This is a genomic window from Saccharothrix espanaensis DSM 44229 (assembly GCF_000328705.1).
GTDB lineage: Bacteria > Actinomycetota > Actinomycetes > Mycobacteriales > Pseudonocardiaceae > Actinosynnema > Actinosynnema espanaense.
Genome location: NC_019673.1, coordinates 2,695,765 through 2,720,919, shown reverse-complemented (window position 1 = coordinate 2,720,919; position 25,155 = coordinate 2,695,765). Strand labels below are relative to the sequence as shown.

Annotated in this window: 22 protein-coding genes; 8 read left to right on the top strand and 14 right to left on the bottom strand. The window is 72.7% G+C overall.

Features of this window, described 5'->3' with window-relative positions; translation table 11 throughout:
* Positions 1–39: 39 nt before the first annotated feature.
* From BN6_RS12465 to BN6_RS12455, 3 genes are all read right to left on the bottom strand, one after another.
* Entirely contained in the window at positions 40–654 is a 615-nt protein-coding gene (locus BN6_RS12465; protein WP_041316598.1) for a phosphatase PAP2 family protein, read from the bottom strand.
* Positions 655–842: 188 nt separating this feature from the next.
* Positions 843–1,793: a hypothetical protein gene (locus tag BN6_RS12460; protein WP_015099993.1), complete on the bottom strand. Its 951-nt coding sequence runs from the start codon at positions 1,791–1,793 to the stop codon at positions 843–845.
* A 132-nt stretch (positions 1,794–1,925) separates the two neighbouring features.
* Positions 1,926–2,741 (bottom strand): esterase/lipase family protein, encoded by an 816-nt coding sequence (locus BN6_RS12455; RefSeq protein ID WP_015099992.1) that lies wholly within the window; start codon positions 2,739–2,741, stop codon positions 1,926–1,928.
* Between the two features lie 118 nt (positions 2,742–2,859).
* On the opposite strand from BN6_RS12455, the gene BN6_RS12450 reads away from it, so the two are divergent.
* Entirely contained in the window at positions 2,860–4,248 is a 1,389-nt protein-coding gene (locus tag BN6_RS12450) for a WS/DGAT/MGAT family O-acyltransferase (protein WP_015099991.1), read from the top strand.
* A 3-nt stretch (positions 4,249–4,251) separates the two neighbouring features.
* Here the strand turns inward: BN6_RS12450 and BN6_RS12445 are convergent, their stop codons facing one another.
* Positions 4,252–4,476 carry a hypothetical protein gene (locus BN6_RS12445; RefSeq protein ID WP_015099990.1) on the bottom strand — a complete coding sequence of 75 codons (225 nt, stop codon included), beginning with the start codon at positions 4,474–4,476 and terminating at the stop codon, positions 4,252–4,254.
* A gap of 104 nt (positions 4,477–4,580) precedes the next feature.
* Here BN6_RS12445 and BN6_RS12440 point away from each other — a divergent pair, with 104 nt between their 5' ends.
* Both BN6_RS12440 and BN6_RS42925 read left to right on the top strand, forming a co-directional pair.
* A complete protein-coding gene (locus tag BN6_RS12440) occupies positions 4,581–5,444 on the top strand; it encodes a helix-turn-helix domain-containing protein (protein ID WP_015099989.1) in 864 nt (287 codons plus the stop codon).
* On the top strand, positions 5,441–5,617 hold the full coding sequence (locus tag BN6_RS42925; protein ID WP_015099988.1) for a DUF397 domain-containing protein: 177 nt from the start codon (positions 5,441–5,443) through the stop codon (positions 5,615–5,617). The genes BN6_RS12440 and BN6_RS42925 overlap by 4 nt, the downstream gene beginning before the upstream one ends.
* A 4-nt stretch (positions 5,618–5,621) precedes the next feature.
* Here BN6_RS42925 and BN6_RS12435 read toward each other — a convergent pair whose 3' ends face one another.
* A complete protein-coding gene (locus BN6_RS12435) occupies positions 5,622–6,482 on the bottom strand; it encodes a patatin-like phospholipase family protein (RefSeq protein WP_041312659.1) in 861 nt (286 codons plus the stop codon).
* Positions 6,479–7,294: an alpha/beta fold hydrolase gene (locus tag BN6_RS12430; protein ID WP_063641799.1), complete on the bottom strand. Its 816-nt coding sequence runs from the start codon at positions 7,292–7,294 to the stop codon at positions 6,479–6,481. The genes BN6_RS12435 and BN6_RS12430 overlap by 4 nt, the downstream gene beginning before the upstream one ends.
* Before the next feature lie 58 nt (positions 7,295–7,352).
* Between BN6_RS12430 and BN6_RS12425 the strand changes: the two genes are divergently transcribed.
* A complete protein-coding gene (locus BN6_RS12425; RefSeq protein ID WP_015099985.1) occupies positions 7,353–8,141 on the top strand; it encodes a helix-turn-helix domain-containing protein in 789 nt (262 codons plus the stop codon).
* A gap of 213 nt (positions 8,142–8,354) precedes the next feature.
* Here the strand turns inward: BN6_RS12425 and BN6_RS12420 are convergent, their stop codons facing one another.
* Both BN6_RS12420 and BN6_RS12415 read right to left on the bottom strand, forming a co-directional pair.
* On the bottom strand, positions 8,355–9,155 hold the full coding sequence (locus tag BN6_RS12420) for an LLM class flavin-dependent oxidoreductase (protein WP_015099984.1): 801 nt from the start codon (positions 9,153–9,155) through the stop codon (positions 8,355–8,357).
* A 190-nt stretch (positions 9,156–9,345) separates the two neighbouring features.
* Positions 9,346–11,529, bottom strand: a complete 2,184-nt coding sequence (locus tag BN6_RS12415; protein ID WP_015099983.1) for a hypothetical protein — start codon at positions 11,527–11,529, stop codon at positions 9,346–9,348.
* A gap of 153 nt (positions 11,530–11,682) precedes the next feature.
* Between BN6_RS12415 and BN6_RS12410 the strand changes: the two genes are divergently transcribed.
* From BN6_RS12410 to BN6_RS12400, 3 genes are all read left to right on the top strand, one after another.
* Positions 11,683–14,013, top strand: a complete 2,331-nt coding sequence (locus tag BN6_RS12410) for a Tex family protein (protein WP_015099982.1) — start codon at positions 11,683–11,685, stop codon at positions 14,011–14,013.
* A gap of 203 nt (positions 14,014–14,216) precedes the next feature.
* On the top strand, positions 14,217–15,797 hold the full coding sequence (locus BN6_RS12405; RefSeq protein ID WP_015099981.1) for a phytoene desaturase family protein: 1,581 nt from the start codon (positions 14,217–14,219) through the stop codon (positions 15,795–15,797).
* Positions 15,798–16,281: 484 nt separating this feature from the next.
* A complete protein-coding gene (locus BN6_RS12400) occupies positions 16,282–19,098 on the top strand; it encodes an ATP-binding protein (RefSeq protein WP_015099980.1) in 2,817 nt (938 codons plus the stop codon).
* Positions 19,099–19,194: 96 nt separating this feature from the next.
* On the opposite strand, the gene BN6_RS12395 is transcribed toward BN6_RS12400, so the two are convergent.
* Together BN6_RS12395 and BN6_RS12390 are read right to left on the bottom strand one after the other, a co-directional pair.
* Positions 19,195–19,743 carry a LuxR C-terminal-related transcriptional regulator gene (locus tag BN6_RS12395; RefSeq protein ID WP_041312653.1) on the bottom strand — a complete coding sequence of 183 codons (549 nt, stop codon included), beginning with the start codon at positions 19,741–19,743 and terminating at the stop codon, positions 19,195–19,197.
* A 99-nt stretch (positions 19,744–19,842) separates the two neighbouring features.
* The gene (locus BN6_RS12390) at positions 19,843–20,310 is read right to left on the bottom strand and encodes a GNAT family N-acetyltransferase (RefSeq protein WP_041316593.1); all 468 of its coding nucleotides are present in this window, start codon (positions 20,308–20,310) and stop codon (positions 19,843–19,845) included.
* 76 nt (positions 20,311–20,386) lie between these two features.
* Between BN6_RS12390 and BN6_RS12385 the strand changes: the two genes are divergently transcribed.
* Positions 20,387–21,172, top strand: a complete 786-nt coding sequence (locus BN6_RS12385; protein WP_015099977.1) for an enoyl-CoA hydratase/isomerase family protein — start codon at positions 20,387–20,389, stop codon at positions 21,170–21,172.
* Here the strand turns inward: BN6_RS12385 and BN6_RS46615 are convergent.
* From BN6_RS46615 to BN6_RS12375, 4 genes are read right to left on the bottom strand one after another with little or no spacing between them, the layout of a single operon-like run.
* The gene (locus tag BN6_RS46615) at positions 21,159–21,323 is read right to left on the bottom strand and encodes a hypothetical protein (protein WP_015099976.1); all 165 of its coding nucleotides are present in this window, start codon (positions 21,321–21,323) and stop codon (positions 21,159–21,161) included. The genes BN6_RS12385 and BN6_RS46615 overlap by 14 nt on opposite strands.
* Entirely contained in the window at positions 21,289–21,453 is a 165-nt protein-coding gene (locus BN6_RS46610) for a hypothetical protein (protein ID WP_015099975.1), read from the bottom strand. The genes BN6_RS46615 and BN6_RS46610 overlap by 35 nt, the downstream gene beginning before the upstream one ends.
* 27 nt (positions 21,454–21,480) lie before the next feature.
* Positions 21,481–23,058, bottom strand: a complete 1,578-nt coding sequence (locus BN6_RS12380) for a serine/threonine-protein kinase (RefSeq protein WP_041316592.1) — start codon at positions 23,056–23,058, stop codon at positions 21,481–21,483.
* Positions 23,059–23,117: 59 nt separating this feature from the next.
* A complete protein-coding gene (locus BN6_RS12375; protein ID WP_015099973.1) occupies positions 23,118–25,154 on the bottom strand; it encodes a glycosyltransferase in 2,037 nt (678 codons plus the stop codon).
* Position 25,155 lies beyond the last annotated feature (1 nt).

Genomic DNA, 25,155 nt, shown 5'->3' with positions numbered 1-25,155 from the left:
GGGTAGGGCGGCCCCCGGGCGCACGGGCCGTGAGCGCCCTCACGCCAGCCACCAGAACGTCAGACCGCCCACCACCAGCCCCAGCACGACGCCGCCCACGACCTGGGCCACGGTGTGGTCCCCCAACGCCACCCGCGACCACCCGACCAGCGCCACGGCGGGCAGGAACACCAGCGTCCACAGGCCGAACGTCACCAGCAGCACGGCCAGCGCGCCCGCCGCGACGGCCGTGTGCACGGAGATCTTCCAGCCCCGCCCGCCGGGCACCGGAGCGACGAACGTGATCGCGATGCTCACCACCAGGCAGAGGAACATCGACAGCGCCAACGCCACCATCCGGTGCGGCGCGTCGCCCAGCACCAGCGCCGCGATCCCGGCACCGAGCGACAACGCGCAGGTGAACAGCGGCACCAGGCGGCCTTCGCGGTTGGTCACGTGGTGGCCCTGCCACAACCCGCGCCGCGCGCCCCGGACCACGACCAGCATCGGGATCACCGACCCGGTCACCCCGACCACCAGGCCCCACACCACTGTGGGCACCACGCTGCGCGTCGCGTGCCAGGCGACCAGCACCGGCAGGCTCAGCACGAGCACCCATGGCGCGAGGACTTCGGTCACCACGCGGGCGAGCATCGGCGGCGTCTGTGTGGCCATGGCCGGAGCGTAGATCGAGATGGTCACGGACGAGGTGGTGTTCCGCCCGTGACCACCGATTGGAGTGATGGCGACTACGGCCCGCGCCCGACCCCGAAGTGCGCGAGGCCGGCACCGCGCCGGAACGGCTCAGCTCTGGCAGTCGAACTGTTCGGCGAAAGGAGGACAGGCCGAATCTTCACGACCAGTCAGCGGTAGGCGTTGCGGGTGTAGGTCAGGCTGAAGTCGCCCCGGTTGGCGAAGTACACCGACACCAGGTAGGCCGGGTCGGTGGCGAGCAGGCCGCGCTGGAGGTCGCTGCCGTCGTTGCCGTCGTCCCAGCCCCAAGCACTGTTAGCGGCGTTCTTCTTACCGTTGTCACCCCGGAACGTGCCCCAGCTCGCGAACGTCGCCGCGTCCGCCCGGCGCGCCCAGAGCCCGCCCGGCGCGAACGTGTCGACCAGCCGGTAGGCCACCGAACGGTCGTTGCCGGACGAGGGGACCTCGCCGGTGGTGCTCGGCACGTAGACCACGCCGTCACCGCCGGGGAACTCCGCGCCGTTCCACGCGTAGAGCCCGTGGCCCTTGGCTTCCTGACGGGTGGTGGGGCGCTGGTCCTGCACCAGCAACGTGCCGTCGACGTTCTCCCGGCCGCCGGTGTACGTGCTGCCGGCGGGCACGTAGGAGTAGAAGTCGCTGTGCGCCACGGTGACCACGGCTTCGAGCTTGCCGAACGCGCTGCCGTCCTTGCGGACCGTCGCCAGCAGGCCCTCCATGTCGTTCTCGTGGGTGAACTGGCCGAACGGGTCGGGGAAGTCCTCCCAGTCGCGCGGGTGGTAGAAGCTGTAGACGATGAACCAGTGGGTGGAGGTCTCCACCACCGAGTAGTAGGCCGCGCCGGTCAGCCGGGACAGCACGTCGTCCTGGCCCTCCCAGTTGTTCTGCGCGTTCCAGTCGCCGTCGAAGTCCACAGTGGACAGGTAGTCGGCGTCGTGGTCGGAGGAGTCGGTGTCCTGGTAGTGGACCGGTGCCCAGTGCAGCGCCAGTTCGGAGTCGGTCGCCGCCGATGCCGGCGTGGTGCCGAAGACCGACAGCGCGACGGCCGCGACCAGCGTCGCGGCCACCTTCCGCACCGGGGAAAGCCGTGCAGGAGACAGCATCGTGCTCCACCTTCCGTCAGGGGTGTGGCCCGGTGGCCAAGCCAACGGGCCACGCGAAACCCTGGGGTGGCGGCACGGCGAACACAAGGTGTGCACCGGATGAGTACTGCGAGTGACTTCGGGAGTCCGCCGTCAGCCGGCCGGGAACATCCGGGCCATGCCGGGCGGCGGGGTGAACGGCGACCACTCGCCCTCGGCCTGCGCGAGGCGGTCCGCGACGACCCACCAGACCGTCGAGTTGTAGCCGTACCCGAGGTGGCTGGACGCGACCGCCACGTTCTCCCGGCGCGGTCCCGGCTCCGAGACGCAGGTCCGCCACGCCACGATGCCGTCGGACTTCGAGTACACCGAGGTGGCCGGGACCGGGATCGGCGGCCGGGTGTGCTCGGGCGGCGGCAGGTCCGCGCCCGCCACGTAGAACCGGGCCAGCAGGCGGTACACCGGGTTGACCCGGGTCTGCCGCAGGTCGGTCATCGCGTACGGGCTGCCCAGCGTGACGACCTGGCGGACCAGGTCGGGGTGCTCGCGGGCGAGTTCGCGGGCGAAGATGCCGCCCAGGCTCCAGCCGACCAGGCTGACCGGCCGGTCCTCGGCGAGCCCGCGCAGCAGCGCGCGCATCCCGTGCACGACCCCGACCGACGGCCCGATGTTGCGCCCCAGGCCCCACCCGTGCACGTCGTAGCCGAGGCCGACCAGGAACTTGCGCAGCATCCCGGTGGACCCGTCAGCGGCCCCGAGACCCGGCAGGACCAGCACGGTGTGCCCGTCGCCGCTGGGTGCCGCGCGCAGCAGCGACCGGGTGGCCGCGAACTGCCCCAGGTCCACCACGGCGCGGGTCGGCTCGGTCAGGTACCAGAGCAGTCCGGGAGCCGATTCGGGGACCACCCGCAGCTCGGGCCGGTCCAGCGGGATCGGATCCGGTGGCGGGATGTCCGGCAGTGCCGACATGGCCCCTCCCCTCCGCTCGTCGTGAGCGCCCCTGACAACCATGATGTTTCTCAAGTGCTGGCTGCACCAGTCCCGGATACAACTCGACGCCCGGCGGGCACCGTCCTACGGTCGCCGCATGGACCGCATGAACGCGATGGACGCCGGGTTCTTCTTCATCGAGGACGAGAACGTCCCGATGCACGTCGGCTCGGTCCTGGTGTTCGAGGGCCCCGCGCCGACCTACGGCGACGTCGTGCGCCTGTTCGCGGCGAAGCTCGGCACCGTCCCCCGCTACCGGCAGCGCGTGCGGTCCCTGCCGCTGCACCTGGGCCGCCCGGTGTGGGTGGACGACGAGCACTTCCAGATCCTCTACCACGTCCGGCACACCGCGGTCCCGGTGCCGGGTGCCGACGACCAGCTCCGCAACCTGGCCGGCCGGCTGTTCGCGCAACGTCTGGACCTGGCCAAACCGCTCTGGGAGGTGTGGCTGGTCGAGGGCCTGGAGGACGGCCGGTGGGCGATCATCTCCAAGGTCCACCACTGCATGGTCGACGGCATCGCGGGCACCGACCTGATGCGGGTGCTGCTCGACCGGCGGGCCGACGCGGAGCTGCCCGCGCCGACCTCGTGGACCCCGGACCCGAGCCCGTCGACGCTGGACCTGGTGGTCGACGGCGTCCGGGACGCGGTGCTCACCCCGGTCAAGCACCTGGCGGCCGTCCCCGTGCCGGCCCGCCGGCTGCGCAGCGCCTCGGAGGTCGTGGACGTGGGGCGGGCGGTGCTGGGCAGCCTGCCCGACACCGCCCGCCGGCTCGCGGTCGGCACGCCGAAGTCGTTGAACGGCCGGATCGGCCCGCACCGGCGGTGGCTGTGGGCCAGGGCGGGCCTGCCGGAGGTCAAGCAGATCCGCAAGGTCACCGGCGGAACCGTCAACGACATCATCCTGGCGGCCGTGACCAGGGCTTTCCGCGATCTGCTCACCAAGCGCGACGAACTGGTCGACGGCCTGGTGGTGCGCACGATGGTCCCGGTCTCGGTGCGCTCGCCCGCCGAGAAGGGCCTGCTGACCAACCGGGTCAGCGCGATCCTGGTGAACCTCCCGGTGGCCGAGCCGGACCCGCTGGTGCGCCTGGCGAGCGTGCGGGAGCAGATGGACGACCTGAAGGGCAGCCGCCAGGCGGCCGGCGCGGACGTGCTGACCAGCCTGGGCGACTTCGCCGCCCCGGCCCTGCTCGCGCTCGGCTCGCGGACCGCCATGCGCTTCCCGCAGCAACTGCTCCAGACGGTGACGACGAACGTCCCCGGCCCGCGAATCCCGCTGTACGTACTGGGCCGCAAGCTGACCGAGATCTACCCGTACGTGCCGATCGCCGCCAAGGTCCGGATCAGCATCGGGATCTTCTCCTACCTCGACCGGATCACCTTCGGCGTGACCGCGGACTTCGACGGCGTCCCCGACGCCCACGTCCTGGCCGACGGCATCCGCGCTGGCTTCGACGAGCTCACCGCCGCCACCGCGGGCTGACCCCTAGTCGACGGGCCGCCCCTTGCGGACCCGCATCTCGGTGTGGATCTCCTCGGCCAGCTTGACGGCCTCGGCGGCGTGCTCGGCGATCACCGCCATGCCCTGTCGGGTGGCGGTGAGCTCGACGTCCTTGCCGATCTTGAACAGGACGCCACCACCACCGGGCTCGATCTCGTAGTTGATCCGGACGTCGTCGGGCACCTCGGCCCAGAGGTGAACTCGCGCCATGCTCACGGCTTGCCTCCCACGGAGATCAATGATTCACCGCTACCATGCTCAATCAGCGTTAATACAAGCAAGTCGTATCCCACTATCGAGTGAAAGGCTGCAACATGGCACCTGTCTCACCGACCATCGCCGCTCTGGAACTGGGCCTCCGCCTGCGGGAACGCCGCGAATCGGCGGGTCTCACCGCCGCGGCCGCCGGTCGGGCGGTGGGCAACACGCAGTCCTACGTCTCCGGCGTCGAGATGGGCAAGCTCAAGATCAACGACACCAAGCTGACCGAGCTCGCGGCGGTGCTCGACTTCACCGACGCCGAGACCGCCGAGCTGCACGCCCTGCGCGAAGCCGCGAAGCAGCCGGGCTGGTGGGCGCCGTACTCGGCCATGTACAACGCGGAGATGCTGCGGTTCTTCGGCTTCGAGCACGGCGCCGAGTCCGTTCGCACCTACAGCACCGGGCTCATCTCCGGGCTGCTCCAGACCGAGGCTTACGCGCTGGCGGTGATGACCGGCGGCGGCCCGACCATCAAGCTCGCCGAGGCGCACCGCCGGGTCGAGGTGCGGCTCAGGCGACAGCAACGGCTGGCCGGCGACGACCCGCTGGAAGTGACCGCCCTGCTCACCGAATCCACGCTGCGCCAACACATCGGCGGTCGCGCCGTGATGGCCGAGCAGCTGCGCCACCTGGCGTCCCGGATCGAGCGGCACCCGGACAACCTCGAAGTCCGGGTCATCCCCTTCGAAGCCGACTACTACAACGCGCTCGGCGGCTCCGGCTTCTACCTCTTCGGCTTCGCCAGCAGTCGGCTCCCCGACCTCGGGTGGCAGGAGAGCGTCTCGTCCACCGATCTGATCGACCAACCGTTGCGTGTACGCGAGTACACTCTGGCATACGGGCAGGCCATGGGTTCCGCGCTCGACCGAGCCGGTTCACTGAACCTGATCGAGCAGGTGGCGAAGGAGTTCGAGTGACGCGTTCCGGCTGGTTCAAGTCGAGCTACAGCGCCGACAACCCCGCGTGCGTCGAAGTGCGGCTGACCGCCGACGCCACCCACGTGCGCGACTCGAAGCACCCGTCCGGTCCACGGCTTTCCTTCTCCCGCACCACGTGGGCCAAGTTCCTGGACCGGCCGACCACCGGGTGAGCGGCTAGCGCAGGCCCGAGGGGTGGCCGTAGAGGCCCGGCCCGGCCACCGCGACGGTGTCGAGGAACCGCGTGGACGCCTCGTAGGACGAGGCGATCAGCTCGGCGGTGTGCCCGAAGTCCAACGGCGTCACCGGCTGCACGGGCGGGCCCGGCAGGTACAGCACCGGCACCGAGGTCGACGCCAGCTCCACCTCCAGCACGGCCTGGTTGCGCATCCCCAGCGTGGCCCAGAACAGCAGCGTCTCGGCGATGTTCTCCGGCACCGACGGCAGGTGCCCGGGGAACGCGCAGTCCAGCACCACCAACGACTGCGCGCCCATCGCCAGCGCCTGCCGGATCGGCACGTTCGCCAGCACCCCGCCGTCGTAGAGCACCCGTCCCTCGCGGTGCACGGGCGGGTAGATGCCGGGGATGGCGGCGCTGGCCAGCACCGCCGACACCAGGTCGCCCGACGTCAGCGTCACCGCCGTGCCGGCCACCGAGTCGACCGCGACCGCGCCGAACGGCAGCGCCAGGTCGGCGAAGTCGGCCGCGCCGTCCAGCCCGAACGCCAGCACCTGCGCCAGCCCGGTGTTCGGGAACAGGTGCGTGCGGTGCTGCCGCAACGTCCTGGCCTGCGCCCACAGCCCGCCGGGGAACACCCTCGGCCGGGTCATGTGCTCCCAGATCCGGCCGAGCCGGGTGAACGCGTGCGCCGGGTCGAGCGCGAGCAGCGCGCCGTTCACCGAGCCCACCGACGTGCCCACGACCAGGTCCGGCGCGACGTCGTGCTCCGCCAACGCCCGCAGCATGCCGACCTGGCCCGCGCCCAGGCTGCCACCGCCGCCCAGCACGAACCCGACCGGCCCGGGGAGTTCGATCACGCCCCGAATCGTCGCACGAATCGCGCGACGCGCTCGGCGGCGTCGATCCGGTGCCCGCACTCCCAGACCTCGACCTCGGCGTGCGGCACGAACTCACGCATCCGCCGCGCCGCGCGTTCGCCGTTGTGCACGGTGCTGTGCCGGCCGAAGATCGCGAGCACGGGCACCCGCACCGGCCGCAGCGCGTCGCCGAACGGCACCTGCGGCGCGGGCCGGGCCCGGTACTCCGCGATCCCGGCCAGGACCAGCCGGAAGTCCTCGCCCGGCCCGGCCCACCGCAGGAACCACTCCCAGCCGAGCACGCGGGTCAGCGGCGCGCGCCAGAGCACGCCGAACCCGAACCCGACCGTCACCGCCGTGGGGTCGAGCAGGCTCACCGACGCGACCCGCTGCGGCGCGTGCACCGCCGCTGCGGTCGCGTGCCACCCGCCGGTCGACGCCCCGACCAGGTGCGCCCGCGCCAACCCCAGCCCGGCGACCACCTCGTGCACCCACAGCCCTCGGTCGACGGCGGTCCGGATCGGCGCGGTCTGCACGCTCAACCCGGGCTCCCCCAGCGTGTCGACGGCGTAGACGGTGTGGCCGTCGGCGTACCGGGCGAGTTCCGCGCCCCACCCGGCGGCGGTGGCCGCCATGCCCGGCAGCAGCACGAGCGACTCCCCCACCGACCCGAACCGGTAGACCCTTGTCGGGCCGAACGATGTCGGCACGTCCAGCACCTCGTCGGGTTCCGGGCACGTCGCCCACACCTCCCGGTAGACCGCCCGATAGCGATTCTCGGCTTCCTGGCCTGCGAATACCCCCGTGTCCATGGCGCGAACAGTAGGAAATCCGGCGCTTGGCCGTATTGGACGAAAGTAAGGTGGCGGCATGGTCGGCTGGTCGATCGTCGTGCCCCACGACCAGGTCGCGCGCGTCGAGCCCCTGGTGTTCGGCTCCTCGGCGGCTCCCGGCGTGCTGTCCTACAGCGCGCACGACAACGCCGGCGAACCCCACCACTGGACGGTCGCCCCGCTGGCCGCCGTGACCGTGATGCTCGACCTGGTGACCCCGCACCGCCCCGACCTGCCGTGGTCACCGGTGAACGGCCTGCGCGACCGTCCGCTGTTCGCGAGCCAGGAGGGCCGTGCGGTCGGCATCACCATCGGCCTCTCGCCGTTGGCCGCGCACGCCCTGTTCGGCCCGCTGCGCGGACTGACCAACACGTCGGTGGGCCTGGCAGACCTGGTGCCGGACGCCCACCTGCTGGCCGAGCACCTGGCCGGGCTGCCGACCCCGCAAGCCCGCTTCGCCGCCCTCGACCACCACCTGACCACCCGGATCGTCGAAGGCCACCGCCCCGACCCGAGCGTGCGCCACGCGTGGCGACGGTTGGCCCAGACCCACGGCACGCTGCGCATCGCCGACCTCGCCGCCGAGCTCGGCTGGACCAGGCAGCACCTGACCGCCCGGTTCCACGCCGAGATCGGCCTACCCCCGAAAACCGCCGCCCGCGTCCTGCGCCTGCACCGCGCGGTCACCCTGCTGCGCGACGCCCCACCCGCGACCGTCGCCGCCGAGTGCGGGTACGCCGACCAGCCCCACCTCAACCGCGACTACCTAGCCCTGACCGGCACCCGACCGTCCGACCGCACGGCCCTCCGCACCACAGTGTCGTAGGCACCGAACCCGGAGGCCGGCCGCAGCCGACCGCCGGACAGCCGCGCCAGGTCGCCGACCCCGCGCGCCAGATCCGCCGACAGCCCACACCCGAGCAGCCGGCGACCTGGCCACAGCACCGTCCTTCCCGGCATCACCGCACTCACCCGACGTCACGGCCCGCTCAGCCCGGCGCTGCGGCTGCTCAGCCCGGCCGTCCGGCACGGCGGGCGCTCAGCGCGGTGGGCCGGCGGCGACTCGGTCGCGGACCGCGTCCGGCGTGGTCTCCCAGTCCGATTCGATCCACCACGTCGCCCCGGCCTGCGCCCAGGCGTCGAGGTCGACCGGGCTCACGCCCTCGGCGATCACGTCGTACCCGTCCCACGGCAGACCCTCGGCCTCCCGCAGGGCCCGCACGTCCGCCACGATGCGCGCGAGTTCGTCCGGGTTCGCCGGGCCGCGCGCCTCGCCTTCGCCGACGATGTTGGGCAGCAGGCCGTCCCAGCGCGCGGCGCGCCGCAGCGACACCGGGCGGGGGTGGGCGCCGACCACCCAGACCGGCACGCGCGGGCGTTGCACGGGAGGCGGCGGCGGGAAGAAGTCCGTCGGCTCGACCCGGTAGCGCTTGCCGTGGAAGGAGAACGGCTGCCCGCGCATCAACCCGTCGTAGACCGCGAGCCCCTCGTCCAGCAGCAGCGCGCGCTCCGCCCGCCCCTCGTCGCGCTCGAACGCCGTCCAGCCGGGGTGCAGCGCGCCCAACCCGACCGCGAGCCGGACCCGCCCGCCGGACAACCGGTCCAGCGTGCCCACCCTGGAGGCCAAGTCCCACGGCCTGACCCGGGGCAGCGGGGTCAGCATCGTGCCCACGACCAGCGACGACGTGCGCATCGCCGCGGCGGTCAACGCGATCCAGGCGTCGACCCCCCACACCGACTCGGCCAGGAACACCCCGTCCCACCCCGCCCGCTCGGCGAGTTCGGCGCACGACGCCACGTCCGGGGCGTCGAAGAACGGCAGCACGATTCCGCAACGCATGTCACGACCCTTTCACATCCCGAGCCCCTTGGCCGGGGGTTCGGCGTGAATGCCGGCACCCGATCCACGTCCCAGGGCCGCGAACCGCGCACGCGCCGCCACGACCTCCGCCGGCAGGCGGGCACGAGATGGCGCACCCATCCGGACGATCCACTGTGGACAGAGCGCGCCGCCCGGCCTGACAACGGGTCTACAGCTCGCGCTTGAACGCCTTGCCGAGACCCGTCACCAGGCAGATCGCCAACACCCACCCCAGCACCGTGAACGCCGTCGACCACCACAGCGCCGCACCCTCGACCACCCACAGGTCCCGCTGCCTCAGGCTGACCACCGGCAGCAGCAGGTCGAGGGTGTAGAGGAACGGCTGGTGCGTCGCGCTCTCACCCGTTTTGGCGTGGTGGAACCCGCTCTCACCGATGTGCGAGAACAGCCGCCACCCCAGCACGAGCAGGCCGAAGAACCAGTACAGCACCCACAACGGCCGGTAGCCGTACCCCACGGTGTACTTCAGCAGCCAGTCGAAGGCGATCACCAGGCGGCGGCTCACCCCCTGCCGGGAGGCCCGGCGCGCGTCCTCGGCGGCCATCAGCACGCGTTTCGCGCTGTCGTGCATCCCGGACAGCTCGTAGGTCCTGGCGAGCTGGGTGTACACCTGCGGCGCGTACTTGTGGTGGCGGCCCAACCACTGGAGGCGGCTCTTCACGTCCACGCCGTCGTTGGGCAGGGCCCCGTACACGAACTCGTACAGCTTCACCCGGTCCGGCCAGCGGGACTCGCGGTCGTCGAGGTAGGCGGCCCGCACCTGGCACAGGTGGATGCCGCCCGCGGGTTTGGTCGGGAACACCAACCGGAGTTGGCCGCCGACGACCGCGCCGTTGAGCAGCAACGCCTTCTCGTCGCCGGAGATGGTCGTCCTGGCGAAGGTGAGCCGGTTCGCGATCCGCGCCCCGCACAGCCGGATCTGACCGGCGGCACGCGCCCGGTCGAAGACCGCCGACTGCCCGACCTCCACGTGGTCGCCGCAGAACGCCCGGCCGGAGTTGCCGAACACGCCGCCGCCGCAGTCGAGGCTGCCGTCCACCTTGGTCCCGGTCAGGTCCACCGATCCGCCGGCGACGAACCCGGTCCGCATCGTCACGTCCCGCTTGACCGACATTCCCTTCGCCACGAGGGACACGCGATCGGGGTTGGCGAAGTCCCCGCCGGTGCAGTCGAAGTCGCCGGCCACGGTCGCGCCGCTGAGCACCACGCCACCTTGTGCGTGGAACCCGCTGTCGCTCTCCGGGATCCGCCCGAGGCGCACGTCCCGGTGCACGATCACGCCGGTCGCGTCCAGCGCGGTGTCGGTGCCGTTGTCGAAGTGCCCGCCCTCGCACCACAGGCCGCCCCCGATCTCCGCGCCGGCCAGCAGCACCAGACCTTGGGCAACGAAACCGCTGCGGCACACCAGGTTCTGCGCCACGTGGGCCCTGGCCAGGTCCAAGGCGGTGCGCCCGGGGTCGGAGAACCGACCGCCGGTCAGGTCCAGCCGACCACCCACGGCACAGCCGGTGAGGTTCGCCCCGCCCTCGACCGCGCCGCCGGCGAACAGCACGTCCCCCTGCACCCGCAGCCCTTCCGCGCTCAACGCCACCCGGCCGGGGTTGCGGAAGGTCCCGCCCGAGCAGTCGAGCTTGCCCTCCAGCTTCGCGCAGCACACCGACACCACGCCCTCGGCGAGGAACCCGCTGCTCCAGAAGGTGTCCTCGGTGACGATCGCGCCGTCCAGCTCCAGCGCCACTCCGCCGGGATCGCGGAAGGCCGCCTCGGTACAGATGAGCTGCCCGCCGAGCCGGGCACCCACCATCCGCACCCTGCCCTCGGCCCGGAACCCCCGGTCGAACAGCAGATCCTGACCGACGACAATGCCGTCCGCCTTGAGGGCCGCGCCACCGAGGGCGCGCAGCCGGCTCCCGGTCAGCCAGAGTTGCCCCTTGATCGCCGCCCCGGTCAACTCGACCGTGCCGGCGACCTCACAGTCGCGCAGCACCAGGTTCGTCTCCGCGCCGAGCTGCGTCCCGTGCAGGCCGGGCAGCCGGCACCGGACCAGGTACAGGCCGGGGAAGCGGGTCTGTTCGAGGTTGGGCGCCTCGTCGAACTCGCAGTCCTCGAACTTCACGGGGAACGCGACCGCTCCCGCTTCGAGACAGAACTCGCCGGTGACCTTCGCGCCGTGCACGACGAGTTTGCGCGGTTTCTCCGTCGCGCGGAGGAGGACGTCCCGCAGGGCGGCGCCCGGGATCGCTGCGCCGCGCGCGTCGTGCCACACGAGTCCGTACGCCTCGACCGCCGTCCTCAGTGCGCGTTCGGCGGTGGTGGTGTCGAGATCCGACATGTTCACACCTCCTGGCAAACAGGGGTGTCAACTAGGTCGTTCGGCGCAACCTTCCGTTACCGGTGGATCACCTCGTTCACCCGAACGGCCGGAACGTCGCCCGACCCGCCCATAGCCGCCCCTCCACCCCCGCACGGGGAGCGTGCGGGCACAATGCCTGGTGTGACCACAGCCATCCACCAGAGGATCGCCGACGAGCTGGGCGTGCGCGCCGGACAGGTCGGTGCGGCCGTCGACCTGCTCGACGGGGGCTCGACCGTGCCGTTCATCGCCCGCTACCGCAAGGAGGCGACCGGCGCGCTGGACGACACCCAGCTCCGGACGCTGGAAGAGCGGCTTGGCTACCTGCGCGAGCTGGAGGAGCGCCGGGCCGCGGTGCTCGACTCGATCCGGTCGCAGGGCAAGCTCGACGACGCGCTGGAAGCCTCGATCCTGGCCGCCGACTCCAAGGCCCGCCTCGAAGACCTCTACCTGCCCTACAAGCCCAAGCGGCGCACCAAGGCGCAGATCGCGCGCGAGCAGGGGCTCGAACCCCTCGCCGACGGGTTGTTGAACGATCCCACGACCGACCCGCAGGAGGCCGCGCAGGCGTACCTGACCGAGGAGGTCGCGGACGCCGCCGCCGCGCTTCAGGGCGCGCGGGCGATCCTGGTCGAGCGCTTCGGCGAGGACGGCGACCTGATCGGCGAGCTGCGCGAACGCATGTGGGGCATGGGCCAGGTCGCCGCCAAGGTCCGCGAGGGCAAGGAGGAGGAGGGCGCCAAGTTCGCCGACTACTTCGACTTCTCCGAGCCGTTCACCAAGCTCCCGTCGCACCGCATCCTCGCGCTGCTGCGCGGTGAGAAGGAGGAGGTCCTCGACCTCCAGTTCGACGCCGGCGACGCCGAGGAGCCCACCGGCTACGAGGCGCGCATCGCGTCCCGCTTCGGCGTGGACGACCGGGGCCGCCCGGCCGACCGCTGGCTGTCCGACACCGTGCGCTGGGCCTGGCGCACCCGGATCCTGGTCCACCTGGGCATCGACCTGCGCTCCCGGCTGCGCCAGTTCGCCGAGGACGAGGCGGTCCGGGTGTTCGCCTCGAACCTGCGCGACCTGCTGCTCGCCGCACCCGCCGGCACCCGCGCCACGATGGGGCTGGACCCCGGCTTCCGCACCGGCGTCAAGGTGGCCGTGGTGGACGCGACCGGCAAGGTCGTCGCCACCGACACGATCTTCCCGCACGTGCCCGCGAACCGCTGGGACGAGTCGATCGCCAAGATCGCCGCGTTGGCGAAGAAGCACGACGTGGAACTGATCGCGATCGGCAACGGCACCGCGTCCCGGGAGACCGACAAGCTCGCCGCCGACGTGCTCAAGCGGCACGCCGACCTCAAGCTGACCAAGGTCGTGGTGTCCGAGGCGGGCGCGTCGGTCTACTCCGCGTCGGCGTTCGCCTCCGCCGAACTGCCCGGCATGGACGTCTCGCTGCGCGGCGCGGTCAGCATCGCCCGCCGGTTGCAGGACCCGCTGGCCGAGCTGGTCAAGATCGACCCGAAGTCGATCGGCGTCGGCCAGTACCAGCACGACCTGTCCGAGTCGAAGCTCTCCCGCTCGCTGGACGCCGTGGTCGAGGACTGCGTGAACGCCGTCGGCGTCGACCTGAACACCGCGTCCGCGCCGCTGCTGACCCGCGTCTCGGGCATCACCGCGGGCCTCGCGGAGAACATCGTGCAGCACCGCGACTCCAACGGCCCGTTCCGGTCGCGGACCGCGCTCAAGGACGTGCCGCGCCTGGGGCCCAAGGCTTTCGAGCAGTGCGCGGGCTTCCTGCGCATCCCCAACGGCGACGACCCGCTGGACGGCTCGTCGGTGCACCCCGAGGCGTACCCGGTGGTGCGGCGCATCCAGCAGCACGCCAAGGCCGAGCTGATCGGCAACACCGCGGTGCTCAAGTCGTTGCGACCGGCCGACTTCGTGGACGAGAAGTTCGGTCTGCCGACCATCACCGACATCCTGCGCGAGCTGGAGAAGCCGGGGCGCGACCCGCGGCCGGCGTTCAAGACGGCGACCTTCGCCGACGGCGTGGAGAAGCTGGGCGACCTCCAGCCGGGCATGGTGCTGGAGGGCGTGGTGACCAACGTGGCCGCGTTCGGCGCGTTCGTCGACATCGGCGTGCACCAGGACGGCCTGGTGCACATCTCGGCGCTGTCGGACAACTACGTCAAGGACCCGCGCGACGTCGTGAAGTCCGGTGACGTGGTGCGGGTGAAGGTGCTGGAGGTCGACATCCCGCGCAAGCGGATCGGCCTGACGCTGCGGTTGCAGGACGAGCCGGGCCGCAAGGCACCGCAGGAAAACCGGCAGCAGCGCGGCGGCGGTGGCGGCGGTGGCGGCCGTCCTCGCCAGCAGCAGCCACAACGCCAGCAGCGCCAGGAACGCCCGCCCGCCAACGGCGCGATGGCCGAAGCCCTGCGCCGCGCCGGCCTCGGTGGCGGCTCGAAGTAGCAGCACTTCGCAGGCCGCTGCTCGTGGCGACACCCGCTGCCGCGTCCGCAAGGGCGCGGCAGCGGGCTTTTCACCCTTCACACCGACCCTGATCAGCGCCAAGACCCTCCACTGTGGACGGCCGACGGAATTCGGGGTCGGCACGGGCGGCGTTCCGGCGTACCGTGGCCCGGACGTCTGGTGTCCGAAGCCGAGGGGGTCCCGTGGGCGACGACGTGGACGCGGTGGTGATCGGGTCCGGCCCGAACGGGCTGGTCGCGGCGAACCTGCTGGCCGACGCGGGCTGGGAGGTCGCGGTGCTGGAAGCCGCCGACGAGCCCGGCGGCGCGGTGCGCACCGCCGAGCTGACCGCGCCCGGCTTTCACAACGACGTGTTCAGCGCGTTCTACCCGCTGGGCGTCGGCTCCCCGGTGTTGGCCGGGCTGGAGCTGGAACGGCACGGGCTGCGCTGGCGGCACGCGCCGGACGTGCTCGCCCACGTGCTGCCCGACGACCGGGCCGTGCTGCTCTCCCGCGACCTCGACCGGACCGCCGCGTCGGTCGAGTCCTTCGGCGCCGGCGACGGGGCCGCGTGGCGGGCGGAGTTCGTTGCCTGGCAACGGGTTCGCGAGCACCTGATGGAGGCGCTCACCCGGCCGTTCCCGCCGGTGCGCGCCGGTGCCGGGCTGCTGCGCGCGCTCGGCGCGGCCGAGGCGCTGCGGTTCGCGCGGATGGCGGTGCAGCCGGTCCGGTCCTACGCCGGCGAGCGGTTCACCGGCGAGGGCGCGCCGCTGTTGGTGGCGGGCAACGCGATGCACACCGACCTGGGCCCGGACGACGCGGGCGGCACGATGTTCGGCTGGCTGCTGTCGATGCTCGGCCAGGACGTCGGCTTCCCGGTGCCCGAGGGCGGCGCCGGCCGGCTGACCGCGGCGCTGGTGCGCCGGCTGGGCGGCAAGGTCCAGTGCAGCCGCGCGGTCGACCGGGTCGTGGTCGCCGGCGGGCGGGCGCTCGGCGTGCGCGACGCCGCGGGCGGCCTGGTGCGGGCCCGGCGGGCGGTGCTGGCGGACGTGCCCGCGCCGGCCCTCTACCTCGGCCTCGTCGGTCCGGACCACCTGCCCGCCCGGCTGGTGGCCGACCTGGCGGGCTTCGCCTGGGACCACGCGACGGTCAAGGTGGACTGGGCGCTGTCCGGGCCGATCCCGTGGACGGCGACCGAGGCGCGCGGCGCGGGCACCGTCCACCTGGGCGGCGACCTCAACGGCCTGTCCGCGTCGAGCACGGAGCTGACCACCGGGCGGCTGCCGCGCACCCCGTTCCTGATCCTGGGCCAGATGACCACGGCCGACCCGACTCGGTCGCCGGCGGGCACCGAAGCGGCCTGGGCGTACACCCACGTGCCGCGCGGCGAGAAGTGGACGCCGGACCGGGCACGCCGTCGGGCGGACCGGGTCGAGGCGCTCATCGAGCACCACGCGCCGGGCTTCCGCGACCTGGTGCTGGCCCGCTCGGTGCAGGGCCCGGCGGAGTTGGCGGCGCGCAACGCGAGCCTGGTCGGCGGCTCGACCAACGCGGGTTCGGCGGCGCTGCACCAGCAACTGGTGTTCCGCCCGGTGCCGGGCACGGGCCGGCCGGACACCCCGGTCGACCGGCTGTTCCTGGCCGGCGCGTCGGCGCACCCGGGCGGTGGCGTGCACGGCGCGGCAGGCGCGAACGCGGCACGAGCGGCGTTGGCGCGCAACGGTTTCGCGGGCGACGGCTACCGGCTGGCGATGCGCGGCCTGCACCGCCTGCTCTACCCCTGAAACCCCCGCCGAGCGCCCGCCCCGAATAGCCGGCCGACACCCGGTCGACGTCGTAGCCGTGGTCCCGCCGCCGCAATTCGACCCGGCACCCGAGATGGCCCGGCCGGTGACCCTGGGACCTGGCTTGAGCTGGGGTTTCTCCTCCTCGGACGGACAACCCGCGACGCGCCCCACGGCGGCCGGACCGGCGGCGAGCTTGCGCACGAAAGACCCCTGAATATGAGTTACCGACGAGTAGGAGCATTCGGCGATCGGGCCGTGATCGCCTAGAATTGTGAGCTGACCCACGTTCCGCGCACCACGGCCGGAGGATCCGCAACGCGCGCAGAGCGGTGCCCCGGAATGCATTCCGCAGTGCCTTCCGGCACCCGTTGCGCCGAACGGAGCAGTCCGCCCCCTGCCGCGGGCTGTGAACGCGGGAGGTGCTGTCCGTGAACGATCCGGGTGCCAACACCGGGATCGGCCGATCACCGGGAGTCTCCGCATGACGCCACCGCGCACCAGTTCCCCCGTCCTGGTCGGTCGGGTCGACGAGCTGGAGGCGCTGCTCGGAGCCGTCGCCGCGCAGCCGTCCGTAGCCCTGGTCGAAGGGGAGGCGGGGGTCGGGAAGAGCCGGTTGGTCCGCGAGTTGCTGCACCGGCCGGAGGTCGCGCCGCTGCGCGTGCTGACGGGGTTCTGCCAGCCGCTGCGCGAACCGTTCCCCTACGGCGCGGTGCTCGACGCGCTGCGCACGGTCGGCGGGCTGCTCGGCCGGGTGCCGCTGAGCCCGGTCACCGGCGTGCTGCGACCGCTGCTGCCCGAGATCGCCGACCGGCTGCCGGAGCCGCCGCCGCGCCCGGAGGACCCCCGCCAGGAGCGCCACCACCTGTTCCGCGCGGTGCGCGAGGTGGTCGCCGCGCTCGGCCCGGTGCTGCTGGTCGTGGAGGACCTGCACTGGGCCGACGACGGCTGCCGGCACCTGCTGCGGTTCCTGATGGCCGACCCGCCCGCGAACCTCACCGTCCTGGTCACCTACCGGCGCGAGGACGCGCCCGGCGGGATGCCGCTGGGCAGCGCCTACCGGCCGCCCGCGGGCGTGGCCGGGGTCGTCGTGGAGCTGAACCCGCTCGACGTCGCGCAGGTGCACGACCTGACCGCCGCGATCCTGGGCGTCGAGGGCGTGCCGGCCGAGTTCGCCGCCCGGCTGCACGAGCGCACCGCCGGCATCCCGTTCGTCGTGGAGGAGATGCTGCGCGCGCTGCGCGACCCGGACTGGCGGCTGCTGGACGAGGTCGAGGTGCCCGCGCTGCTGCGCGACGCGATGGCCGAGCGGCTGGACCGGCTGCCCACGACCGGGCGGCGGATCGCGCACGCCGCCGCCGTGCTGGGTGTGCCGGCGAGCGAGGCGCTGCTCGCCGAGGTCGGCGCGGTGGAGCCGGACCGGGCGCGGGCCGCGCTGACCCACGCCCTGCACAGCGGCGTGCTGCACGAGGCCGAGGACGCCCGGTACGGCTACCGGCACTCGCTGGCGCAGCAGGCCGTCTACGACACGATGACCGGGCCGGACCGGCAGCGGCTGCACCTGAGGGCGTTGGCGGCGCTGGAGGGCGCGGTGCCCCGGCCGTTCATGCAGCTGGCCGAGCACAGCCTGCGGGCCGGCCGGCTGGCCGACTGGCTGCGGCACGGCGAGGCCGCCGCCGACCGCGCGCTGGAGGTCGGCGACGCGTCCACCGCCACCCGGCTCTACCAGCGGCTGCTGGACGAGGCCACGCTGACCGCGGCCGACGTGGACCGGCTGGCGGTGAAGCTGGGCCAGGTCGCGCGCGGCGGCGTCGACCAGCACGACCCGCGCACCACGCTGGAGTGGCTGCTCAACGACCGGCGGCTGTCCCGGGGCGCGCGCGGCGAGGTCCGGATGAACCTGGGTTTCCTGCTGATCCGGCAGTTCGGCAGCACGGTCGCCGCGCGGGTGCAGCTGGAGCAGGCGGTGGAGGAGCTGTCCGACAAGCCGAACCTGGCGATGCACGCGCGGGCCGTGCTGGGGCAGCCGTTCATCGGCAGCACGCCGCTGGCCGAGCACCTGCGGTGGATGGGCGTGGTGGACGCCTACATCGCCGCCGTCGAGGACCCGGACGTCCGGTACTCGTTGCTGGCCAACGAACTCGGCTCGCGGCTGTCGATCGGCGACGCCTCCGTGGTCGCCGAGCTGGACCGGCTGCCCGCGACCTCGCCGGACGTGGAGACCCGGCGGCACCTGGCGCGGGCGCACTGCAACATCGCCGACGCGGGGATGCTCGTCGGCCACTTCGAGCTGTCCCGCGACTTCCTGACCCGCGGCCTGCGGCTGACCGTGGGGGCGGGCGTGCCGTTCACCGCGAGCACCGGCCAGTCCACCCAGATCCACCTCGACTGGTACTCCGGCGACTGGGGGTCGCTCGCCGCCCGGTCCGCGCGGCTGCTGGAGGAGTACCGCGAACTCCTGCCGGTGGCCAGCGAGGCGTCGCTGGTGCTCGGCTGCCTGGCGCTGGCGCGCGGTGACTGGGAGGCCGCCGAGCGGTACCTGGCCGACAGCGGCGTGCGGTCGGTGGAGACCGCGATCACGCCGGTGGCGCTGAGCGGGTTCGCCGCGCTGTCCCGGCTGGCGTTCGAGCGCGGGAACCTGCCGCGCGCCTGCGTGGAGGCCGACCGGGGGCTGGACCTGCTGCGGCGCAAGGGGGTGTGGGCGTGGGCGGGCGAGCTCGCGCCGGCCGCCGTGGACGCCTACACCGCCGCCGGGCGGGTGCAGGACGCGGCGAAGCTCGTGGCGGAGTTCACCGCCGGCATCGCCGAACTCGACGCGCCGCTGGCGCACGTGGCGCTCAAGACGTGCCGGGCGCTGCTGGCCGGCGGGCACGACGAGCACGCGGCGCACCTGTTGCGGGAGGCGCGGCGGGCGGCCGACGCGCTCGGGCTGGCCTACTACTCGGCGCTGCTGTCCGAGCGGATCGCGTTGTGCGGCTTGGAGAGCGGGGACGAGGCGGCGGTGGCCGCGCTCGGCGAGGTGGCCGGCCGGTTCGACGCGCTGGGCGCGAGCCGGGACGCGGCCCGGTGCCGGCACCTGGTGCGCGGCGCGGGCGTGGCGACGCCGTCCCGGCGGGGACGGCGCGGCTACGGCAACGCGCTGTCACCGCGCGAGCAGGACGTGGCCCGGTTGCTGGCGCAGGGGCGCACCAACCGGGAGATCGCCGACGTGCTGTTCCTGTCGCCGCGCACGGTCGAGCAGCACGTGGCGCGGGTGCTGCGCAAGCTGGGCGTGACGTCCCGGGCGGAGTTGCTCACGTGAACCCGGAGTGGTCCCGGAGCGCGGGCGTGCCACCCGGGTGGACGGGCAAGGGTCCCGGCGGCGGCGGCTGCCGTCGAGACCCCCGTCGAAGCCCGGTCACAGGTACGAGCGCTGACCCCACGGCATCGCGGCGGCCAACTGGGCGCGCCGGCCGATGTCGAGCTTGCGGTAGATGCGGGTGATGTGCAGTTCGACCGCCCGGGTGGACACCGAGAAGTGCTCGGCGATCTGCCGGTTGGTCATGCCCTCCAACATCATCAGCGCGATCCGGTGCTCGTGCGGCGTCAGCGGCTCGCGGGCCCGGGAGTCGGCGCTCTGGCCGTCGCGCGGCCGGACCATGCCCGGCACCCGCTCTCCCTCCGGCACGCCCAACAGCACGTGCCACTGGCGGATGCGGACCTCGGCGATGGACTGCGACCGCACGTACGGGTCGCCGCGCACCAGATCGCGCGCCGCGGCCTCGTCGGGCACCTGGCAGATCAACAGCACGCCGGACCCGTCCGCCCACGGCCCGGTACCGACCAACACACCCTGCTCGGCGAGCGGGCGCCAGTATTCGCGATGGGCCAGATGAATGGATCTACGCACCTGCCGCGCATCACGAAATGTCAACTCAACGGCGAAAGCCACTGGACTGATCCCCATTTCATATCCGCGGCCGACTTTCGCCACATACTCAACTGGGGGCGTTATTCACTGTCAAGTGGGAGAGGTCACACGGGTGATGCCGAAACCTGATAGCTGCTATAGCCGCTTTTCGAACCAGTGCTCCGCATAGCGGTCGTCGTTGAAGGGTGCTACCTCACGGTAACCGTGCCGGGCGTACAGCTTCCGGGCTTCGACCAGGTCAGAGCGGGTGTCCAGGCGAACGGACGAAGCACCAATTGAGACAGCGGCCTCCTCGACCGCCGCCAGCAGCGCTGCTCCACCACCCTGCCCGCGTGCCTCCGAATGGACGAACAACCGTTTCAGCTCGGCTGTTTCCGAACTCACCATCCGGAAGCCGGCGCAGCCCAGCGGCCGGCCGTCGAGGCGGCCGACGAAGAACGCGACCAGGTCGTCGGTCGGGTCGTCGGCGAGGGCCTGGTCCACCTCCGCCCCGACCGCCGGCCGGCCGTAGTAGCGGCCGATGATGTCCGCCAGGTAGGTGCGGACGAGGGCACGGGCCGGCGCGCTGCCGACCGGGACGGGCTGAACGGTCCAGTGGGCCACCGGTGGATTCTCGCCGGGACTGGGCCGTTCGGTCACCTGGTTTTCGTCGTTCCGGGCGCGTGTACAGTCCTCGCCCGTGGCAGCGCAACAGGTCCGCGTCGAGCGCGACGCGGCGGGTCTGGCCGTGCTCACCGTCGACGCTCCCCCGTTGAACCTCTACACCGCCGAACTCCACGACCTGCTCGACGAGGCCGTCGGCGACCTGGAGGACCGGCCCGCGCGGGCGTTGCTGATCCGCGCCGAGGGCAAGGTGGTCAGCGGCGGGGTGGACGTGCGGCTGTTCGCCGCGCAGCCCTCCCGGGCCCGCGCCAAGGCGTTGTTCGACCAGATGCTCGACCTGCCGGACCGGATCGCCGCGCTGCCGTTCCCGACCGTGTTCGCCGCCCACGGCCTGTGCCTGACCTGGGCGTTCGAGGTCGCCGTCGCCTGCGACATCGTGCTGGCCGCCGAACGGGCGAGCTTCGGCCTGGTGGAGAAGGTGATCGGGCTCACCCCGACCATGGGCGGCACGCAGCGACTGGCCGCCCGCGCGGGCGTCGGGCGGGCCAAGGAGTTCGTGATGACCGGCGACCGCTACGACGCGGCGACGCTGGAGCGGTGGAACGTGGTCAACCGGGTGCTGCCCGACGACGGCTTCGACGACGCCGCGCTGCGGTTCGCGGCGACCCTCGCCGCCGGCCCCACGCTGGCGCACGCGGCCACCAAGCAGGTGCTGGCGCACTACGAGCGCGGCGGCGTCGCCGAGGCGAACGAGCACATCACGTCCATCGCCGCCGACCTGTTCGAGACCGAGGACCTGCGCGACGGCGTGCGGTCGTTCCTGCGGGACGGTCCCGGCAAGGCCGTGTTCACCGGTCGCTGATCCGCCGCAACTCCAACCACCGCTCGGTCCGCCGGGCCCACATCTCCTGGTAGCGCGCGAACATCTCCTCGATCCGGGCCCGCTCCAGCTCGTCGGCCGGGTGCGCGGCGATGTGGTCAGCGCGACCAGCGAGAACGCCAGGCCGGTCCATAGGTCAAGTCCTGCCGACGCAGGATGATCGTGGCCGACGCGGACATGCCCAGCACGGTGACCTTGAGCGCCACGGACCGCCGCCGGAACTGGTCCTTGCGCGTGCCGCCGTACCGGTTGGCCTGCTCCATGCGCCCGGACCTCAACGGCGCGGCAGGCTACTTGGGGTCGTACGCCGTGGGCGCGTACCAGGCCAGCGCGGACCGCACCTCGGCCACGTCACGCTCCCGGCGCTTGCGGTACCGCTCGTGCGAGATCGGGTAGACCCGCACCCCGCCCTTGTGGGTGCCGAAACTGCCGCGCCCCAGCGTCTCGGGCACCTGCGCCGCGCTGACCAGCCACACCGTCACCCACGGCCGCGCGCCCTGGCCGTCGACCTTGACCCGTGAGATCGCGTACCAGGGCAGCCGGCGCTTCTCCTCGCCGCTGGACAGGGTCAGCCCGTCCGGGCCGATGTCGACCGCCAGCGGCTTGCGCAGCGCGCCGACCAGCAGCCGGATGGCGAACACCGCGAACACCACGAACGCGATGCCGGCCGCCAGCCGGACACCGGTCGGCGCCTGGGATGCCTTGTCCGCGATCGACCCGCACACCACGGCCGCGAACACGTGCGCGGAGGTCCACCCGAGCCCGGCGACCCGGGACGTCCGGAACTGCGCCCCGCTCTTCTTCAACGGCGGCGTGTACGGCCGGATCGGCCCGCTGGGCGGCACCGCACCGGACGGCACCCCGGCAGAAGGCGGCACCACGGCCGGCACGCCGGCGGGCAAGGCCGACGACGGGGACGGCGGCGGGTCCTCGACCAGCAGCCTGGTCGGCGGCTTGCGCTCCTCGCCGAACTGCCGGGTGGGCGGCTTCGCGGGCAGTTCCCGCAGTTCGGTGTGCCGCTGCTCGACCAGCGTGCGGACCTGGGCGGGCAGCCACGACGGCTCGTTGCCCGGCGGCCCGATCAGCTCCAGCAACCGGGCCGGGGTCGGCCGGTTCGCGGGCTCGCGGACCAGGCACGGCACGATCAGCGGCACCAGGCCGGGCGGCACCCGGGACAGGTCCGGCTCCTGGTGCACGACCCGGTAGACCAGCGCGGACGTGGCGCCCTCGCCGAACGGCCCGGCCCCGGTCGCGGCGTAGACCAGCACCGAGCCGAGCGCGAACACGTCGCTCTGCGGGGTGATCGACGACCCGACGACCTGCTCCGGCGAGAGGTAGCCGGGGGTGCCGAAGACGATCCCGGCCTCGGTCAGCGCGGAGTGCTCCATGGCCCGCGCGATGCCGAAGTCGATCACCCGCGGCCCGTCGTTGGCCAGCAGCACGTTGGACGGCTTGAGGTCGCGGTGCACCAGGCCCGCGCCGTGGATCGCGACCAGCGCCTCGGCCAGCCCGCCCGCGAGCCGGCGCACGGCCCGCTCGGGCAGCGGCCCGAAGTCCTGCACGGCCTGGTGGAGCGTGGGCCCCGGCACGTACTCGGTGGCCATCCACGGCCGGTCCGCGTCCGGGTCCGCGCCGACGACGGTGGCCGTCCAGAACCCGCCGACCGACCGGGCCATCTCGACCTCCCGGCGGAACCGCTCGCGGAACTGCGGGTTGTCGGCGAGTTCGGCCCGCGCGACCTTCACCGCGACCGGGCGTCCGCCGAGGGACCTGGCCAGGTAGACCGAGCCCATCGCCCCGCGACCCAGGGCGGCGAGCAACGTGAAGTCGCCGATCCGCGGTGGGGCGTTCGCAGGCAGTGGTTGCACGACACCCACATTAGAGGCGTCGGCGACCGGTGTCGGGCAAGACGGGTAGTTCTACTCGGTCACCCTTCGGCCAACGCGACCAGTTCGGCCGCCCGCGAGTGCCACGAGAACCTGGTCACCGACGCGCGCAGCGCCGAGGCCGGGCGCGGGCCGCCCTCGGCCAGGGTGCGGCGCACCGCGTCCACGAACTCGGCGTGGCCGGTCGTGGCGCGCACCCGGTCGGTGTAGGTCGCCAGCTCGGCGAAGTCCGTGCTCACCACCGGCAGGCCCAGGGCCAGGTACTCCTTGAGCTTGATCGGGTTGGAGTGCTTGATCCAGTTGTTGTCCTGCCACGGCATGATCGCCACGTCGAACGCCGACCCGTAGGCCGGGATCGTGTCGTACGGGCGGAAACCCAGCCAGTGCACGTTGGGGTACTTGTCGAACCGCTCCATGGGGTGCGTCGCGTCGCCGATGAGCACCAGCGACGCCGTGGGCAGCTCGGCGGCCAACCGTTCCAGCAGGTCGAAGTCGACCACGAAGTCGTCCAGCGCGCCGAAGAACCCGATCCGCGGCCCGTCGACCGAGCGGATGTCGTCGGGCCACTCGGACTCGGGGCGGGCGGTGAAGTGGTCGATGTCCACGCCGTGGTCGAGGAAGTGGGTCCGGTCACCGGTGCGCGGGCGTTCCTCGTCCATCAGCGCGTGGCTGACGTAGACGACGTGGTCGGAGTGCGCGAGCAGCTCGTGCTCCAGGACCTCGATGGACCTCCGGTCGGCCTCCGGGAAGTCCGAGTGCCGGTCGGAGCGGTTGAACACCAGGCTCCGCTTGCGCATCGGCTGCACGACGTCCCACGCGGTCGGGATGGTGACCATGATCACGGGGGTGCGCATCCGCAGCGCGGTCGCGACCAGCCTGACCTGGGTGCGCACCAGGACGGCGTTGACCTTGCGCAGGAACGGCGAGCCGTAGAACGGCAGCGGCAGCGGCGACATCACGTAGAAGTTCGGCAGCGGCTTGCGCACGAACTTGGCCACGCTGCGGAGCTTGCGCAGGATGCGCCGGGCCACGTGCGTGCTGTTGCCGGGCGTGGGCATCCGCATCCCGATGCTGTTGACCACGAGCACCTTGCGGCGCTGCGCGACCGACCTCATCAGCTGGAAGTCCGAGTGCGCCCGGTTGTGGTACCACCAGTCCTGCGCGGAGAAGCAGATCCAGCCCTGGTCCTGGCCGGGTCGCGCGGGCCACTTGCGCCAGCGCAGCAGGTCGCCGAGGGCCTTGCGGTGCTTGGGTTCGCGCGGCGCGCGCAGCAGCTCGTTGAGCAGCACGGCCCACCACATCGCGAACGCGGCCGGCCGGCCGTGGCGCTCCCGGATCAGCCGGACCCGGTTGGTGGTGGCCATCGACCACAGGACCGGTGAGGTGGACTGCTCGCCGCCCAGGTGGACCGCCCGGGAGCGCGGCTCGAAGCGGATGGCGAACCCGCGCTTGCCGGCCCGCAGCATGTACTCGGTCTCCTCCGAGTACAGGAAGTACTGCTCCTCCAGCTTGCCGATGGCGTCCCGGCAGGCGCGGGAGACCAGCCACGCGGCTCCGGTCACCCAGTCCGCGGTGCCGGTCCTCTCGTAGCTGCGCTCGTTGACGACGAGTTCGCCGAGCGGCGCGACCCGGCCCGCCCGGAAGCCGCCGAGCAGGGCTTCGCCCAAGGCGCGCAACGGGTTCGGCGTGCGCCGCAGCGAGAGCTGCTGACTGCCGTCCTCGTTGAGCAGCCGGGGCGCGGCGATGCCGACGCCGGGCTGGGCGAGCGCTTCGCGCAGCGGTCCCAGCGCGCCCGGTTCGAGGCGGATGTCCGGGTTGAGCACGAGGACGTCGCAGTCGGGCGCGGCGGCGAACCCCGCGTTCACCCCGGCCGCGAACCCGTCGTTCGTGACCCTGGCCACGATCTGCGCGTTCGGCGCGGTGCGGGCCACGACGTCGAGCGTGTCGTCGGTCGAGGCGTTGTCCACGACGACCACCCGCCCGTCCGGAATGGACTCCAGGGCGACAGCCACCGACTCCAGGCACTCCTGGACGACGTCGGCGCTGTGGTAGGTCACGATGACCACGGCGAGCGGCACG

Excerpts from the sequence above, each read along its gene's own strand:
- BN6_RS12465 (WP_041316598.1), bottom strand. The coding sequence starts at position 654 with ATGGCCACACAGACGCCGCCGATGCTCGCCCGCGTGGTGACCGAAGTC.
- BN6_RS12460 (WP_015099993.1), bottom strand. The coding sequence starts at position 1,793 with ATGCTGTCTCCTGCACGGCTTTCCCCGGTGCGGAAGGTGGCCGCGACG.
- BN6_RS12455 (WP_015099992.1), bottom strand. The coding sequence starts at position 2,741 with ATGTCGGCACTGCCGGACATCCCGCCACCGGATCCGATCCCGCTGGAC.
- BN6_RS12450 (WP_015099991.1), top strand. The coding sequence starts at position 2,860 with ATGGACCGCATGAACGCGATGGACGCCGGGTTCTTCTTCATCGAGGAC.
- BN6_RS12445 (WP_015099990.1), bottom strand. The coding sequence starts at position 4,476 with ATGGCGCGAGTTCACCTCTGGGCCGAGGTGCCCGACGACGTCCGGATC.
- BN6_RS12440 (WP_015099989.1), top strand. The coding sequence starts at position 4,581 with ATGGCACCTGTCTCACCGACCATCGCCGCTCTGGAACTGGGCCTCCGC.
- BN6_RS12430 (WP_063641799.1), bottom strand. The coding sequence starts at position 7,294 with ATGGACACGGGGGTATTCGCAGGCCAGGAAGCCGAGAATCGCTATCGG.
- BN6_RS12425 (WP_015099985.1), top strand. The coding sequence starts at position 7,353 with ATGGTCGGCTGGTCGATCGTCGTGCCCCACGACCAGGTCGCGCGCGTC.
- BN6_RS12420 (WP_015099984.1), bottom strand. The coding sequence starts at position 9,155 with ATGCGTTGCGGAATCGTGCTGCCGTTCTTCGACGCCCCGGACGTGGCG.
- BN6_RS12415 (WP_015099983.1), bottom strand. The coding sequence starts at position 11,529 with ATGTCGGATCTCGACACCACCACCGCCGAACGCGCACTGAGGACGGCG.
- BN6_RS12410 (WP_015099982.1), top strand. The coding sequence starts at position 11,683 with ATGCCTGGTGTGACCACAGCCATCCACCAGAGGATCGCCGACGAGCTG.
- BN6_RS12400 (WP_015099980.1), top strand. The coding sequence starts at position 16,282 with ATGACGCCACCGCGCACCAGTTCCCCCGTCCTGGTCGGTCGGGTCGAC.
- BN6_RS12395 (WP_041312653.1), bottom strand. The coding sequence starts at position 19,743 with ATGGGGATCAGTCCAGTGGCTTTCGCCGTTGAGTTGACATTTCGTGAT.
- BN6_RS46615 (WP_015099976.1), bottom strand. The coding sequence starts at position 21,323 with ATGGACCGGCCTGGCGTTCTCGCTGGTCGCGCTGACCACATCGCCGCG.
- BN6_RS46610 (WP_015099975.1), bottom strand. The coding sequence starts at position 21,453 with ATGGAGCAGGCCAACCGGTACGGCGGCACGCGCAAGGACCAGTTCCGG.